Origin of the sequence: Phytopseudomonas seleniipraecipitans (genome assembly GCF_900102335.1) — a bacterium.
Taxonomy (GTDB): domain Bacteria; phylum Pseudomonadota; class Gammaproteobacteria; order Pseudomonadales; family Pseudomonadaceae; genus Aquipseudomonas; species Aquipseudomonas seleniipraecipitans.
Map to the genome: position 1 here is coordinate 171,431 of NZ_FNBM01000009.1, position 14,522 is coordinate 185,952.

Consider the following 14,522-nt stretch of genomic DNA (forward strand, 5'->3'; position numbering starts at 1 on the left):
ATGAGTCAACCACGCTCGCGTATTACCGAAGGTCAACCCTTTCCTCTAGGGTCGACCTGGGATGGTTTGGGCGTTAACTTCGCGCTCTTCTCGGCCCACGCCACCAAGGTCGAACTGTGCATTTTCGATTCCGACGGTCTGGAGGAGATTGAGCGCATCGAATTGCCGGAGTACACCGACGAAATCTGGCACGGCTACCTGCCCGATGCCCATCCGGGGCTGGTCTACGGCTACCGCGTATACGGCCCTTACGAGCCGGAAGCCGGGCACCGTTTCAACCCCAACAAGTTGCTGATCGACCCGTACGCCAAGCAACTGGTCGGCGAGCTGAAGTGGTCGGAAGCACTGTTCGGCTATGAAATTGGCCACCCAGACGGCGACCTCAGTTTCGACGAGCGCGACAGTGCGCCTTTCGTGCCCAAGTGCAAGGTGATCGACCCTGCGTACACCTGGGGCAAGCACCGCAGCCATCGCGTGGACTGGGACAAGACCGTCCTCTACGAAGCCCACCTGCGCGGCCTGACCATGCGCCACCCGGCAGTGCCCGATGACAAGCGCGGCACGTTCGCCGGGCTGGCCAACGCCGAGGTGATCAAGCACATCCGCAAGCTGGGTGTGTCCTCGGTTGAGCTGTTGCCTGTACATGCCTTCGTCAACGACCAGCACTTGCTGGAAAAGGGCATGAACAACTACTGGGGCTATAACAGCATCGGCTTTTTCGCGCCCCACCCACGTTACTCGGCCAGCGGTCACATCAACGAGTTCAAGGAGATGGTCGCGCACTTGCACGACGCCGGTTTGGAGCTGATTCTCGATGTGGTCTACAACCATACCGCCGAGGGCAACGAGCTCGGCCCTACTCTGTCCATGCGCGGTATCGACAACGCCAGTTACTACCGGCTGATGCCCGACGACAAGCGCTACTACATCAACGATTCGGGCACCGGTAACACGCTCGATCTGAGCCACCCGTGTGTGCTGCAGATGGTCACCGACTCGCTGCGCTACTGGGCCAAGGAAATGGGTGTCGACGGCTTCCGTTTCGACCTCGCGACCATCCTCGCTCGCGCCCACGATGGCTACGACGAACGCCACAGCTTCCTTGTCGCCTGTCGCCAGGACCCGGTGCTGAGCAAGGTCAAGCTGATTGCCGAGCCGTGGGACTGCGGCCCCGGCGGTTATCAGGTCGGTGGTTTCCCGCCGGGCTGGGCCGAGTGGAACGACAAGTTCCGCGACAACGTGCGCGGCTTCTGGAAAGGCGACGAAGGCCAACTGGCCGAGCTTGCGAGCCGCCTGACGGCCTCGGGCGATCTGTACAACCAGCGTGGCCGCCGGCCGTTCACCTCGGTGAATTTCATCACCGCCCACGACGGCTTCACCCTCAATGACCTCGTGTCGTACAACGACAAGCACAACGAGGACAACGATGAGAACAACCAGGACGGCAGCAACAACAACCTGTCCTGGAACCACGGCGTCGAGGGTCCGACCGACGATCCGGAAATCAATGACCTGCGCTTCCGCCAGATGCGCAACTTCATGGCCACCCTGCTGCTCGCTCAAGGCACGCCGATGCTGGTGGCTGGCGATGAGTTCGCGCGTACCCAGCACGGCAACAACAATGCCTACTGCCAGGACAGTGAAATCGGTTGGATCGACTGGAACCTTGGTGAGCAGGGCAAGCAACTGCAAACCTTCGTCAGCCGCTTGATCAAGCTGCGCATGAGCTACCCGATTCTGCGTCGCGGGCGCTTCTTCGTCGGCGCCTACAACGAGGAATTGGGCGTCAAGGACGTCACCTGGCTGGCACCGAACGGCGAGGAAATGAGCGAAGAAAACTGGCACGACCCGCATGCCCGCTGCATGGGCATGCTGCTCGATGGCCGTGCTCAGCCGACCGGCATTCGCCGTAGCGGCGCTGACGCGACCTTGCTGCTGGTAGTCAATGCGCACCATGACGTGGTCAATTTCCGCCTGCCGGAAGTTGCCCAGGGCAGCCACTGGACCTGCATGATCGACACCAACCGCACCGACGAGCTGGAAGACGAAACCTTCCAGTTCGGCAGCGAGTTCATCGTCACCCACCGTTCGCTGGTGCTCTTCGAGCTTCAGAAGGAAAAGGTGGTATGAACGGCGGCGGCCATTCGACAGAGCGCCTTGGTGTCCTGCTGAATGAGCTGCCGCTTGCTGCACCGATACACTCCGAGGCCCTCGCCCACGCGTTGCAAACGCTGTGTCGCGCGGGCCTCGACCAATTACCGCAGCCTGGCCACGGCCAGACCCTGCAACGCTGGCAGGCGCTGGCGGCCGTAGCGGCGCACGACCTGAGCCTGTGCAAGCTGTACGAAGGCCACACCGACGCGCTGGCGATTCTCGAGCACCACGCCGTGCCCGCGCCGGTCGACAGCACCTGGGGCATGTGGGCCGCCGAGCCGCCGCAGGCCCGCGTCACTGTTGATACCGACATCGATGCCAAGCAGCCTGAAGCCGGCGCGCGCTTGTACGGTCGCAAGGCCTGGTGCTCAGGCGCCAAGGTGCTCAGCCATGGCCTGCTGACCGCATGGAACAGTCGCGGCGAACAGCAATTGGTCGCCGTGGCGCTGGCCCAACCGGGTGTACACGTCACCGACCAAGGCTGGCAGGCGATCGGTATGCAAGCCACGCAAAGCGTCGAAATCGAGTTCGATGATGCCCATGGTCTGCTCGTCGGCCCCGCCAACGGCTATCTGCAACGACCCGGATTCTGGCAAGGCGGCGCGGGCATTGCTGCCTGCTGGTACGGCTCGGCGCAAACCATCGGTGAAGCGCTGCGCAAGCACTGTGCCCGGCACGATGAACCCCACGCCCTCGCCCACCTTGGCCAGGTCGACACTGCTTTGCTGGCAGCGGCCACCGCCCTGCGCGAGTGCGCCAGCTGGATCGACGACAATCAGCACGCCGATGCTGAACTGCCGGTGCGACGGGTACGCGCGGTGTGTGAGAACAGCGCCGAGCAGGTCATTCATCACGTCGGCCGCGCTCTGGGCGCAGCGCCCTATTGCCGCGACGCCACGCTTGCCCAACACCTTGCCGATTTGCCCGTGTACCTGCGCCAGAGCCATGCCGAGCGCGACCTCGCGGCATTGGGCCAGCTGGCGGCGCGCCAACCACAAGGAAGCTGGATGTTATGAATACCAATCCGATTCAGGGACAGGGCACCTCGCCCCAAGCGTGGAAAGCCTCACGTCGCCTCGCCGCAGTGGCCGATATCGATGGCGCCGAGCTGGTGCCGGTTGGCTCGCGGGCAGTGATCATCTCACCGCACCCGGACGACGAGATTCTCGGCTGTGGCGGCCTGCTGCAGTGGCTCGCCCGCGAACATCGCCAGGTTCTGCTGATTTCCGTCACAGACGGCAGCGCCAGCCACCCGACATCCAGCTATTGGACACCCGAGCGGCTGAGCATCGCCAGGCCGCTGGAAAGCGCCGACGCCCTCAAACGCCTCGGCCTGCCGCTCAACCAGATGCAATGGGTCCATGGTGGCTTTCCGGATACCGGCGTTGCCAGCCGGGAAAGCGAGCTGGTGGCGTTTCTCAGCACTTACCTGCAACCCAGCGACGTGGTGTTCACCACCTGGAGAGAGGACGGCCATAGCGACCACGAGGCGGTGGGTCGGGCCTCGCTTGCCGCCACCCAGGCGCGTGGCGCGCGGGTGCACGAGATACCCGTGTGGGCTTGGCATTGGGCCAGCCCGGAAGATCCGCGCATTCCATGGGATCGAGCTCGCAAACTACCGCTGGACAAATGGGCCCAGGCGCGCAAACGCCACGCCATCCAGGCCTTCGCCAGCCAGTTGTATAGCGACCCGGATACCGGCCACGAGCCCGTGCTCTCCGCGGTGACAGTTGAACGTCTGCAGCAACCGTTCGAGGTGGTGTTTTTATGAGCGTGGCCGACAACTACTTCGAGAAGCTCTACCGGAGCAGCGAGGATCCCTGGTCGTTTCGTGAACGCTGGTATGAACAGCGCAAGCGCAACTTGACGCTGGCCGCCTTGCCGCGCAGCCATTACGGCAACATTTTCGAGCCGGGTTGCGCCAATGGTGAACTCAGCGTGCGCCTGGCTGAACGCTGCAGCCAACTGCTGTGCAGCGACACCTCGGCAATCGCTCTGGAGCTGGCGCGTACTCGCCTTGAGCATCGCTGCAACGTGCGCTTGCTGCAAACCCGCCTGCCTGAGCAATGGCCGCAGGGCCGCTTCGACCTGATCGTGCTCAGTGAGCTGTGCTACTACCTCGACAGCGAGGACCTCGACCGGCTTATCGAACACGCGCGGGCCTCGCTCAACCAGGGCGGCAACCTGCTCGCCTGCCATTGGCGCTGGCCGATCGATGAATGCCCGTTGAGCGGTGACGAGGTCCACCAGCGCCTGCATGCCGGGCTTGGCCTGCCGCGCCTGTCGCGCCTCGAAGAAGCCGACATGCTCCTCGAAGTCTGGGGCACCCAGCCGACCTCGGTGGCGCAGCGCGAGGGCCTTGCGCCGCTCGCTGGACACGAGTCCACAGCGTGATTGGCATCGTCATCCCCGCCCACAATGAAGAGCAATATCTCGACCAGTGTCTGGACGCAGCGCTGACCGCGGCTGCTCATCCCGAGCTGGATGAGCCTGTGCGCATCCTCGTGGTGCTGGACAGCTGCAGTGACGGTTCTGCGTCAATCGCTGCCAATTACCCGGTCGATGTTTTGTCTGTATGTGCACATAACGTCGGCCTGGCGCGGGCCGCTGGGGTGGAGTGGCTGCTGTCCCATGGCGCCAGCTGGCTCGCCTGCTCCGATGCCGACAGCCGCGTCGCGCCGGACTGGTTAGTGCAACAGCGCCGTCTGAACGCCGATATGGTGTGCGGTACGGTGCAGATCGCTGAATGGGGAGACCTCGGCGAAGCGCTGCAGGCGCGCTACCACAGCGCTTACCACGCCCGCGACGGGCATCGGCACATCCATGGTGCCAACCTGTCGTTCAGCGCCAGCGCCTATCGGCACGCCGGTGGATTCAAGATGCTGCCGGTGAACGAAGACGTTCAGCTCGTAGCGGCCTTCGAACGAATTGGCGCGCGTATCGCCTGGAGCTGTCTGCCGCAGGTGTATACCAGTGCGCGGCTTGACTGCCGCGCGCGCGGCGGCTTCGGCGATTACCTGAAATCATTGCTCTAGCAGGCGTAAATGCTGCCCTCACGCAGCGCCTACACCGTAAAAACCTTGAACCGCCGCCCTGCCCGTCCAGTCGGAATTTAACGATGCCTGGAACACCGATGGCTGCCCCACGCAGCCACCAGGCGCCTCGCTGAACCACCTTGACCACCGACCGGAGGACAGAATGAAAGTCAGCGATATCATGACTCGCGGCGTACAGACCATTACCCCGTCGCAAACCATCCACGAAGCGGCGGCAATGATGGCGCGCATCGACTGCGGCGCCCTGCTGGTCAATCAGGACGATCGGCTGATCGGCATGATCACCGACCGTGACATCACCATCCGCGCCGTGGCCACCGGCATGCCCGGTGAAACGCCGATCTCTGAAGTGATGAGCGGCGAAATCCGCTACTGCTTTGAGGATGAAGACGTCGAGCACGTGGCACGCAACATGGGTGAGAACCTGGTGCGGCGCCTGCCCGTGCTCAGCCGCGACAAGCGACTGGTAGGCGTGGTGTCGCTGGGCAATATCGCCCAGGGCGGCGACAGTGACGCCAGCATGGCGCTGCTGCGCCGCGTCACCGAGGCGCACTGAGCCATGCCGATACAGGCGACGCGCAAGCAGGCGGCCCGCTATGGGTTTGCCTGCCAGCTTGGCCTGTCATCTGCCACCGCTCGGTTCGGTGACCGCTTGTGAGCCACATCCATATCGGTATTTCCGGCTGGCGCTATGCGCCCTGGCGGGGTGATTTCTACCCTGAAGGTTTGCGTCAGCGCGAGGAGCTGGAGTTCGCCTCACGCGCCGTCAACAGCATCGAGATCAACGGTTCGTTCTATGCCCTGCAAACGCCAGAGCGCTATGCCGGCTGGGCGGCCGAAACGCCGGACGGCTTTCGCTTCGCGGTCAAGGCGCCACGCTATATCACCCATGTACGCCGCCTGAAAGAGGTGGCGACCCCGATCGCCAACTTCTTCGCCTCGGGCCCACTGCAACTGGGCGAAAAGCTCGGGCCGATTCTTTGGCAATTCCCGCCCAGCATGGCCTTCGACGAACAACGCTTCGGCGCATTCCTCGACCTGCTGCCGCATGACACCGAACAGGCGCAGCGCTGCGCCCGCGAAGCTGATCGTCACGGCGAAGACAGCACCAAGGTCCCGCATCATCAGCGCTTGCGGCATGCCGTGGAAATACGCCACGACAGCTTTCGCGACCCTGCGTTTATCAAGCTGCTACGCAAGCACAAGGTTGCCTTGGTCGTCGCCGACAGCGGCGGCAAGTGGCCCTACGCCGAAGATTTAACCAGCGACTTCGTTTACCTGCGCCTGCACGGCAACGGCAAGCTCTACGAAAGTGGATACGACGCCGAAGCTCTGGCGCACTGGCACCAGCGCATCGCCACCTGGAGCCGTGGCCATCAGCCCGGCGATGCCCAGCTGATCGACCCACACAAGCCACGGGCACGCGCATCGCGCGACGTGTATTGCTACTTCGACAACGACCTCAAGGTCCGCGCGCCCTACGACGCCTATTCGCTTTTAGAGAAGTTCGACCTGGCCAGGGCGCTACCCAACGCGCCCGGCCAGTCGCCAGGAGCAGCATCATGACGACTCACCAACCGGCACCAACGGAGTTGGCCGGCGCGGTCCATTCGCTGAAGATTCTCACGGTCAACACCCACAAGGGTTTCACCGCACTGAACCGGCGCTTCATCCTGCCGGAATTGCGCGATGCCGTACGCACCCTGTCTGCGGACATGGTGTTCTTGCAGGAGGTGCATGGCACGCACCAGCACCACGCCAAGCGCTACGAAGATTGGCCGCCGACGCCGCAATACGAATTCCTCGCCGACAGCATGTGGCCGCAATTCGCCTACGGGCGCAACGCGGTTTACCCGCACGGCGATCATGGCAACGCGTTGCTGTCGAAATTCCCGATTCTGCGTCACGAGAATCTAGATATTTCCATCGGCACCCAGGAACAACGCGGGCTGCTGCATTCCGTGCTCGACGTGCCTGGGCATGCCGAAGTGCATGCCATTTGCGTGCACCTGGGGCTACGGGAAATTCACCGCAAGCAGCAACTCGGCTTGCTCTGCAAGGTGCTCGACGGCCTGCCCAGCGATGCGCCAGTGATCGTCGCCGGGGACTTCAATGATTGGCGCAAGCGCGCCGATGGGCTGCTGGCTGCCAGCGGCCTCAAGGAGGCCTTCGTCAGCGAGCACGGCGCACCTGCCAAGAGCTTCCCGGCGCGCTGGCCGCTGCTGTGCCTGGATCGCATCTACGTACGCAATGCAACCACTCACCATCCGCAGGTGCTATCGACCCGCCCCTGGTCGCACCTGTCGGATCATGCACCGTTGGCTGTGGAGATACGGCTATGAAGTACGACTGGCGTGATGGCAACCAGGTCGATTTGCTGATCAACGGCGAGGAGTTTTTTCCCGCTGTGTTTGAAAGCATCCGCAATGCGCAACGCGAGGTGCTGCTGGAGACCTTCATCATCTTCGAAGACAAGGTCGGCATGGAGCTGCAGCAAGCGCTGATCAGCGCGGCGCGCAACGGCGCCCGCGTGGAGATCACCGTGGATGGCTACGGCACCGCTGACCTGTCGCAGGAATATGTCGCTGCGCTGGTCGAGGCTGGCGTGCGTATTCATATGTTCGACCCTGGCAAGCGGCTGTTGGGCATGCGCACCAACCTGTTTCGCCGCCTGCATCGCAAGATCGTCGTGGTCGACAGCGAGGTCGCTTACATCGGCGGCATCAATTATGGGGTCGATCACCTGATGGAATACGGCCCAATGGCCAAGCAGGACTACGCGGTACGGGTGCGCGGGCCAATCGTCGCCGACCTGCATGCGGCCAGCGAGCGACTGCTTGAGGCCCGTGACGACCGCGACATCGCGCTGCGTCGCAGCAACCAGCCGACTCAGCACCGGCATGCTGGCAACAGCCGGCTGTTGATGACCATCCGCGACAATGGCGAAGACACCAACACCATCGAACAGCATTACCTGGATGCGATCCGCAATGCCCAGCACCGTCTGGTGGTGGCCAATGCGTATTTCTTCCCGGGTTATCGCCTGCTGCGCGAACTGCGCAACGCGGCGCGTCGTGGCGTCAAGGTCACCTTGATTCTGCAAGGCCAGCCAGACATGCCGCTGGTGCGCCTGTGCTCGCGCCTGACTTACAACTACCTGCTGCGCGATGGCGTGACGATCTACGAATACTGCCAGCGCCCGCTGCACGGCAAAGTAGCGCTGGCTGACCACGAGTGGTCGACGGTGGGCTCCAGCAACCTGGACCCACTGAGCCTGTCGCTGAACCTAGAAGCCAACGTGATCATCCGCGATCCGGCACTCAACCGCCGGCTGTATGACCACCTGATGGAACTGGCCACCGCCAGCTGCAAGTCGGTGCCGCTGAAACGAGTGATGCGCGGTTACTGGTGGCGCGCGCCGCTGATCTTCCTGTGCTTCCACTTCCTGCGGCACTTTCCGGCCATCGCCGGCTGGTTCCCCGCCCACTCGCCGCGGCTCAAGTTGCTGCAACCGAAAGTCGATGCCGCGCAATGCGGCAACTTGCAGGTCGATCAGGAGAAAGTGTCGTGAGCAAACCCGACGACAAGCAAGGCAAGCCGGCATGGCGCTGGGCCAAGCGGCTGTTGACCCTGTGTTTCTTCATTCTGGTGCCGGTGCTGCTGTTCATGCTGGTCAAGAACCTCGACTGGGACGAAGTCAGCAAGGCGCTGCGAGGCTACAGCAGCGGCATTCTGTTCGCTGCAATCGGCGTGACAGTACTGAGCTATGCCGTGTATTCGAGCTTCGACCTGATCGGGCGCGCCTACACCGGGCATAAACTGCCGGCGCGGCAGATCCTGCCGCTGACCTTCGTCTGCTACGCCTTCACCCTCAACCTCAGCTCCTGGGTTGGCGGCGTAGCCCTGCGCTATCGGCTGTACTCGCGCCTTGGGCTGAAGGTTTCAACCATCACCCGCGTGCTAAGCATGAGCCTGATCACCAACTGGCTCGGCTACATTCTGCTGGCTGGCGTGCTGTTCACCTTTGGCCTGCTGCCACTGCCGGAAGGCTGGGCAATCGGTGCTACGGGCCTGCGCATCATCGGCGTGGCGTTGCTGGTCGTGGGCATCGGTTACCTGCTGGCCTGCCAGTTTTCCAAGCGCCGTACCTGGAGCGTTCGCGGCCATGAGCTGACCCTGCCTGCGCTGCCCATGGCCCTGCTGCAGGCCGGCCTTGGTGCGCTGAACTGGTCGCTGATGGCGCTGATCATCTACCTGCTGCTGCCGGAAGAAGCCTTCTACCCGATGATTCTCGGCATTCTGATGATCAGTAGCATTGCCGGGGTGATCACCCATATCCCAGCCGGGCTGGGCGTGATCGAGGCGGTATTTATCGCCATGCTGCAGCACGAGATGTCCAAGGGCAGCATCGTCGCCGCGCTGATCGGCTACCGGGCGATCTATTTCCTGCTGCCGCTGGCGGTCGCCTGTGTGGTGTATCTGGTGTTGGAAAAGCGCGCCAAGAAGCTGCGTCAGAACAGCAATCAGGACAATTCCGCAGAAGCCAGCGATCCGGCCTGACGCGCAGGATTAGCGCCTGTTCGGTGACGTCGGGTCGTTACCTCAGGCGCTTTTCAAAACGCACATCACCATCCGCTAGATGCCCTACGGACTGCCAGCCGAGGTGTCGGTAAAAACCACTCGCGCGGCTGGCTTCAGCGGTTTCCAACCCTATCGTCTGGTGTTTTTGGAACAGATACGCCTCCGCCTTGCCCATCAAACTACGCCCCAGCCCATACCCCTCGAATGCAGGGAGAACAAAAACGGCGAACACGCAGCCTTCCTCGCGATAAGCCATGGAAAAACCGACGGGAACATCGTCGACCTCGGCGACCCAGGCACAGGGAGCCTCGGCAATCGCCTTTCGTATCGCTTCGGGGGTGATGCCCATTTCCGTCAACTGGGCGTGAGACAAATGGTTTTCCCGGACGCTGGTGCGAATATGAAAAATGGCATCGATATCAGCGTGATTGGCGAGCCTTATTATTATTTTCATGACCTACTCCTGTGTATCTCGCTACGGTCGCAATGCAGCGATTAACTGTGGCGAAGCCCGGTACAGCGGCACATGCCCGCGCAGCAGCACCTGCGCGGTGCGTCGATAAGCGGCGCTGTCTACCTCCAGCCGCCCCTCGCACTCGCGCGCCACCACCGTCGTGGCGAGGATACCGGCGGGGTTTTCGATGGCCACTTCGATATCGGCAAATTCGCCTGACGGCGCATCAAGCCCCTTGGCGACCTGCCAGGCTACCGAGCCCGGAATCAACGCCGCAGCGGCCAGGCAGCAGCCGCCAGACACCGCCATCGAGGCGTGCAGCGACTGCGGGGTGAAGTAGCGCACGGCAATGTTACCGTCGCCCTTGGGTGGCCCGACGATACAAACCTTTGGCTGGGTTTCGCTGCGTGCCAGTTCGTCGGCGCTCATCAATTCGCCGTCACGGCGGCGCAGGCCCATGCGCAGGCCGGCTGCCACCCAAACATCGCGCAGCTGGCTCATGAAGGCATGATCGCTTTGCAGCTCGGCGAGCGACTCGTGGGCGGTCTTGCCGAAATCACTGGCCAGAGCAATGACCATCGGCACTGCCACATCGACGCAGGACACCGCGCGCCCGTCGATCCGATCGACAACCTGGCCGGTCGGCAACAACTGACCGGTCTTGGCGCCTACGGGGTGATGCAGGAACAGATCGACAGAGGGAAACTCGCCGTCGACGCCGGGAATGGATGCACGGACCAGCGCACCATCAGCCCCACGACCGATACGCCCGGTGCTGATCACCCCGGTATTGCTGTTGCGAATGCTGATATCGGCAGTCTCGCCCGCCGCGACGCTGGCCAGCCCGACGTCCAGCGCCCAGAGCGGTAAGGCGCTGGAAAGATTGCCGCAATTGACGCTCCAATCGATGGCCGCATGATCCCCAGCCAACTGCGCCAGGGTGCTGACCAGCCGGCCAGCGCCTGCGTGCGTTTCCCAGTCGGCAAAGAACACCTTGTTGCTGGTCGGTGCGCCACGCCCCAGGCCGGTGATCTGCCGATTGCCTGGGTGCGTGCCACTCAGCGGCACGCCCATCAGATGACGCAACAGCTCTTCCCTCAATTCTGGTTCGCGCGGGGCAAAGGGCTCCCAGAGCACCAGCCCGGTTGAGGTGCCGCCGCGTACGTGATGCACGGGAAACTCGATCAACCCATCACGCAGGCGCGGCTGGAATTCGGCAGACGGCAACATCGACAGGTCCTCGGGTTTGAGCGGGCGCCCATCATAACGGCATCGAACGAAACGCTCGACCGTAGACCGCCGTCACTCAGAAGTGCGGCGCTGCTCGGCCAGCCATTGCACGCGGCTGATCTCGAACCGCCGGGAGAACTTCATCGGGAAACAATTGCGCAATGGTTGCTCTTCGATGACCGGCGCCTGATAACGCACCCGTCGACACAGCACCTGCAGGCAGGTTTGCATGATGTCGATGGTCAACCACTCGCCCGCACAACGGTGCCCGGTGTGATGATCACCGCCGCCCTGGGAGATCAGCGTGTATGCATCGAGCGGCAGATCCACGAAGCGTGGCGGGTGGAATCGATCCGGCTCGGGCCATACCTTCGGGTCGCGGTTGCTGCCGTAGAGGTCCAGCAGCACCCGCGATCCGCGCTTGAGCTCCAGGCCCTGCCATTGGAAATCATTGACCACCCGCGCAGCGGTGAACGGGAAGAAGGCGTACAACCGCCGCACTTCCTGCACGAATGGCAGTAACAGGCGATCATCATCCTGCAGCGATTCACGCCATTGCGGATGACGCGCCAGTTCCACCAGCCCATACAGCACGAAATACGCGACCGCTACGATCGGCCGCAGCACATTGAGCAATTCCACGGCGGCGACTCTCGGCGCCAACAGTTCAGCGTTTTCTCGATAGGCCGCGATTTTCGCTGCCGGGCTATCGGCCGGTAGCAGCGTACCCCCGGCGCGACGTTGCGCCTCGATCAGTTCCGCACCCCAGCGCTCGGCCTGCTTGCGCGCGCTGCGCCCCCGAAAATGCTCCAGGCCAGCACTGCCGGCACCTTCGATCAGCGCTACCAGTTGCGCCTGGTGCCGGGCAGACAGGTGCTCCGCCGGCACCCCCGCCCAGCGGTTCACTGCCCGGTAGAGAACGCCCTGCAGCTCGCTCAGCACGTCCACCGATTCGGCGGCCACCCAGGCGTCCAGCGAATCGAGCAGCTCTTGCTCGACGCCTTCAACCAGCCGTGCAGCGGACTCGCGCGTCAGCAGTTCGATAAACAGGGCTTTGCGGTCGTGATGCGCAGGCCCGTCCATGCCCTGAATCGCGCCCGCGCCGAACAGCGTCTTGACCAGCATGCGCGGTGCCGCGCCGACGCGGCTGAGGTTGGGATTCTCGTAGAACATCGCAGCGGCGTCGTGGCCCTGCAGGCAATAAGTCCGCTGCAGCAGAATGCGGCACTGGAACACTGGGCTGCGCAGTCGGCGGCAGCGATTGCCGATGAAGCCATACCCTTCGCGGAGCAAGGCGAAGGAGCTGTCGAGGTGGGAATCTCTAGGCACAGGCATGAGTGAGGGCTCCCTAATCGTCCATAGGTCTTTTATGGACTGACGCCCGCAGCGTGAAGTTGAAGCTGATTGGAGACCGGCCATCGCCCGCTCAGGCCTGTGCAGAGCCGTTTCGCTGGCTCAACGGTTCGCCTGAACGCTTATGGATGGCGTTGAACGTACACCAGCAAACGACCCCGTCTGCTTAGCGGCGGGCAACGCGCAACGCGCTCAGGCAGGTAGGCCCCAGGCGCCACGCAGCGCCTGCAGCGCCGACTCGATCTGCGCTTCGGGCACCGCTGCGAAGCCCAATACCAGCCCCGCACGGGCGTCGTGCACGGTCTCGCCGTCCGGCAGCCACTGGCTGCTGAGGGGGTTGATCTCGACACCTACGGCGGCGGCGCGGGCAATCAATTCTCGCTCGCGCGCCAGGCTGTCGCAGCGCACGCTCAGGTGTAGGCCAGCCTGCACATCCGGCAATGACTGGCAGCCCGGCACGGTTTGGGGCCAACCGGCGAGCAAGGCATCGCGACGTGTACGGGCAGCGTTACGCATGCGGCGGATATGCCGCTGGAAGTGTCCTGCGGCGATGAACTCGGCCATTACCGCCTGGGTGCCGATCTCCGAATGGCGGATATCGACAGCACGACGGCGGGCAAACGCGCGGGCCAGCGACGGTGGCAGCACCAGATAGCCCAGCCGCAGGCCCGGAAAGGCAATTTTCGAGAAGGTGCCGACGTAGACGACGCGCTGCCCACGGTCCAGCGCGGCCAACGGCGCCAGGGGCGTGCCGCTGTAGCGGTACTCGCCGTCGTAATCGTCCTCGATAATCCAGGCTTCGTTGCGCTCGGCCCAGTCGAGCAGCGCCAGACGCCTGGGCAGCGACAGCGTGACGCCGGTCGGGTACTGGTGCGAAGGCGTCACGTAGGCCAGGCGGCAAGCCCCGGCCTGCTCCAATGCCGCGACGTCCAGACCTTCACCGTCGACAGCGATGCCGCGCAGCTGCGCTCCGGCAATCGACAGAGCGTGGGCAGCGGCGCGATAGCCGGGATCTTCCACGGCCACCGAATCGCCCGGTTCGATCAATAGTTGCGCGCAGAGGCTGATGGCCTGCTGGGAGCCGCAGGTGACGACGATCTGCCCGGGGTCGCACTGCAGCCCGCGGCTGCTGCGCAGGTAAGCGGCGATCAGCTCGCGCAACTGCGCATCCCCAGCCGGGTCACCGTAGCCAAGCCGCGCCGGCGAAGGCCGCCGCCAGAAACGTGCCGACAGTCGTGCCCAGGTGTCGAACGGAAACAGATCGAAAGCCGGTACGCCGACCCGAAAAGCCCGTGGCGGGCCCGACAATGGCGGCGGTAGATGGTGCGCGTCGAGCATCTGCCGGGCGGCACTGCGCGTGCCCACTGGCGCGTCGGCAACTGGCGGCTGCGGCTTGGCAACGATGTCGGCCACATAGGTGCCGTCGCCAACGCGCCCCTGCACATAGCCTTCGGCGTACAGCTGGTCGAGCGCACGGTTTATGGTATTGCGAGACACGCCCAGGCGTTCGGCCAGTTGCCGGCTGGCGGGCAGGCGCGTGCCGCCCGGCAGGCGACCATCCAACACACGCTCGCGCAGGGCCTGATAGAGCTGACGGGCCAAGCCGCTGCCAGATTGTAAACGCAGGCCTGACAGATCAACCGGCAAGGATGCTGAAGACACCATGATTGGCCCCACGAAAGTCACTGAAAATG

14 protein-coding genes are annotated in these 14,522 nt (G+C 63.5%); 10 read left to right on the plus strand and 4 right to left on the minus strand.

Annotated elements, in window-relative coordinates:
* From glgX to BLS60_RS18010, 10 genes are all read left to right on the plus strand, one after another.
* Complete coding sequence (gene glgX / locus BLS60_RS17965) at nt 1-2,130, plus strand: glycogen debranching protein GlgX (RefSeq protein ID WP_070883532.1); 2,130 nt, start codon at nt 1-3, stop codon at nt 2,128-2,130.
* Entirely contained in the window at nt 2,127-3,170 is a 1,044-nt protein-coding gene (locus BLS60_RS17970; RefSeq protein WP_244153436.1) for an acyl-CoA dehydrogenase family protein, read from the plus strand. Before glgX ends, BLS60_RS17970 begins: the two co-directional genes overlap by 4 nt.
* A complete protein-coding gene (locus BLS60_RS17975) occupies nt 3,167-3,925 on the plus strand; it encodes a PIG-L deacetylase family protein (protein WP_092370789.1) in 759 nt (252 codons plus the stop codon). The genes BLS60_RS17970 and BLS60_RS17975 overlap by 4 nt, the downstream gene beginning before the upstream one ends.
* Nucleotides 3,922-4,548, plus strand: coding sequence for a class I SAM-dependent DNA methyltransferase (locus tag BLS60_RS17980; RefSeq protein ID WP_070883534.1), 627 nt, complete (start codon nt 3,922-3,924; stop codon nt 4,546-4,548). The genes BLS60_RS17975 and BLS60_RS17980 overlap by 4 nt, the downstream gene beginning before the upstream one ends.
* Nucleotides 4,545-5,189, plus strand: coding sequence for a glycosyltransferase family 2 protein (locus tag BLS60_RS17985; protein WP_092370791.1), 645 nt, complete (start codon nt 4,545-4,547; stop codon nt 5,187-5,189). The genes BLS60_RS17980 and BLS60_RS17985 overlap by 4 nt, the downstream gene beginning before the upstream one ends.
* A 163-nt stretch (nt 5,190-5,352) precedes the next feature.
* On the plus strand, nt 5,353-5,766 hold the full coding sequence (locus BLS60_RS17990) for a CBS domain-containing protein (RefSeq protein ID WP_070883536.1): 414 nt from the start codon (nt 5,353-5,355) through the stop codon (nt 5,764-5,766).
* A gap of 98 nt (nt 5,767-5,864) precedes the next feature.
* Nucleotides 5,865-6,776, plus strand: a complete 912-nt coding sequence (locus BLS60_RS17995) for a DUF72 domain-containing protein (RefSeq protein WP_092370794.1) — start codon at nt 5,865-5,867, stop codon at nt 6,774-6,776.
* The gene (locus tag BLS60_RS18000; protein WP_092370797.1) at nt 6,773-7,552 is read left to right on the plus strand and encodes an endonuclease/exonuclease/phosphatase family protein; all 780 of its coding nucleotides are present in this window, start codon (nt 6,773-6,775) and stop codon (nt 7,550-7,552) included. Before BLS60_RS17995 ends, BLS60_RS18000 begins: the two co-directional genes overlap by 4 nt.
* Entirely contained in the window at nt 7,549-8,781 is a 1,233-nt protein-coding gene (gene clsB / locus BLS60_RS18005) for a cardiolipin synthase ClsB (RefSeq protein ID WP_092370800.1), read from the plus strand. Before BLS60_RS18000 ends, clsB begins: the two co-directional genes overlap by 4 nt.
* Nucleotides 8,742-9,770, plus strand: a complete 1,029-nt coding sequence (locus BLS60_RS18010) for a lysylphosphatidylglycerol synthase domain-containing protein (protein WP_420848485.1) — start codon at nt 8,742-8,744, stop codon at nt 9,768-9,770. The genes clsB and BLS60_RS18010 overlap by 40 nt, the downstream gene beginning before the upstream one ends.
* Before the next feature lie 37 nt (nt 9,771-9,807).
* Here the strand turns inward: BLS60_RS18010 and BLS60_RS18015 are convergent, their stop codons facing one another.
* From BLS60_RS18015 to pdxR, 4 genes are all read right to left on the minus strand, one after another.
* Nucleotides 9,808-10,245 (minus strand): GNAT family N-acetyltransferase, encoded by a 438-nt coding sequence (locus tag BLS60_RS18015; RefSeq protein WP_092370806.1) that lies wholly within the window; start codon nt 10,243-10,245, stop codon nt 9,808-9,810.
* 21 nt (nt 10,246-10,266) lie between these two features.
* Nucleotides 10,267-11,475, minus strand: coding sequence for a PrpF domain-containing protein (locus BLS60_RS18020; protein WP_092370809.1), 1,209 nt, complete (start codon nt 11,473-11,475; stop codon nt 10,267-10,269).
* Between the two features lie 72 nt (nt 11,476-11,547).
* Nucleotides 11,548-12,810 (minus strand): cytochrome P450, encoded by a 1,263-nt coding sequence (locus tag BLS60_RS18025; protein ID WP_167357683.1) that lies wholly within the window; start codon nt 12,808-12,810, stop codon nt 11,548-11,550.
* A 210-nt stretch (nt 12,811-13,020) separates the two neighbouring features.
* Nucleotides 13,021-14,493: a MocR-like pyridoxine biosynthesis transcription factor PdxR gene (pdxR, locus tag BLS60_RS18030; protein ID WP_092370815.1), complete on the minus strand. Its 1,473-nt coding sequence runs from the start codon at nt 14,491-14,493 to the stop codon at nt 13,021-13,023.
* Nucleotides 14,494-14,522 lie beyond the last annotated feature (29 nt).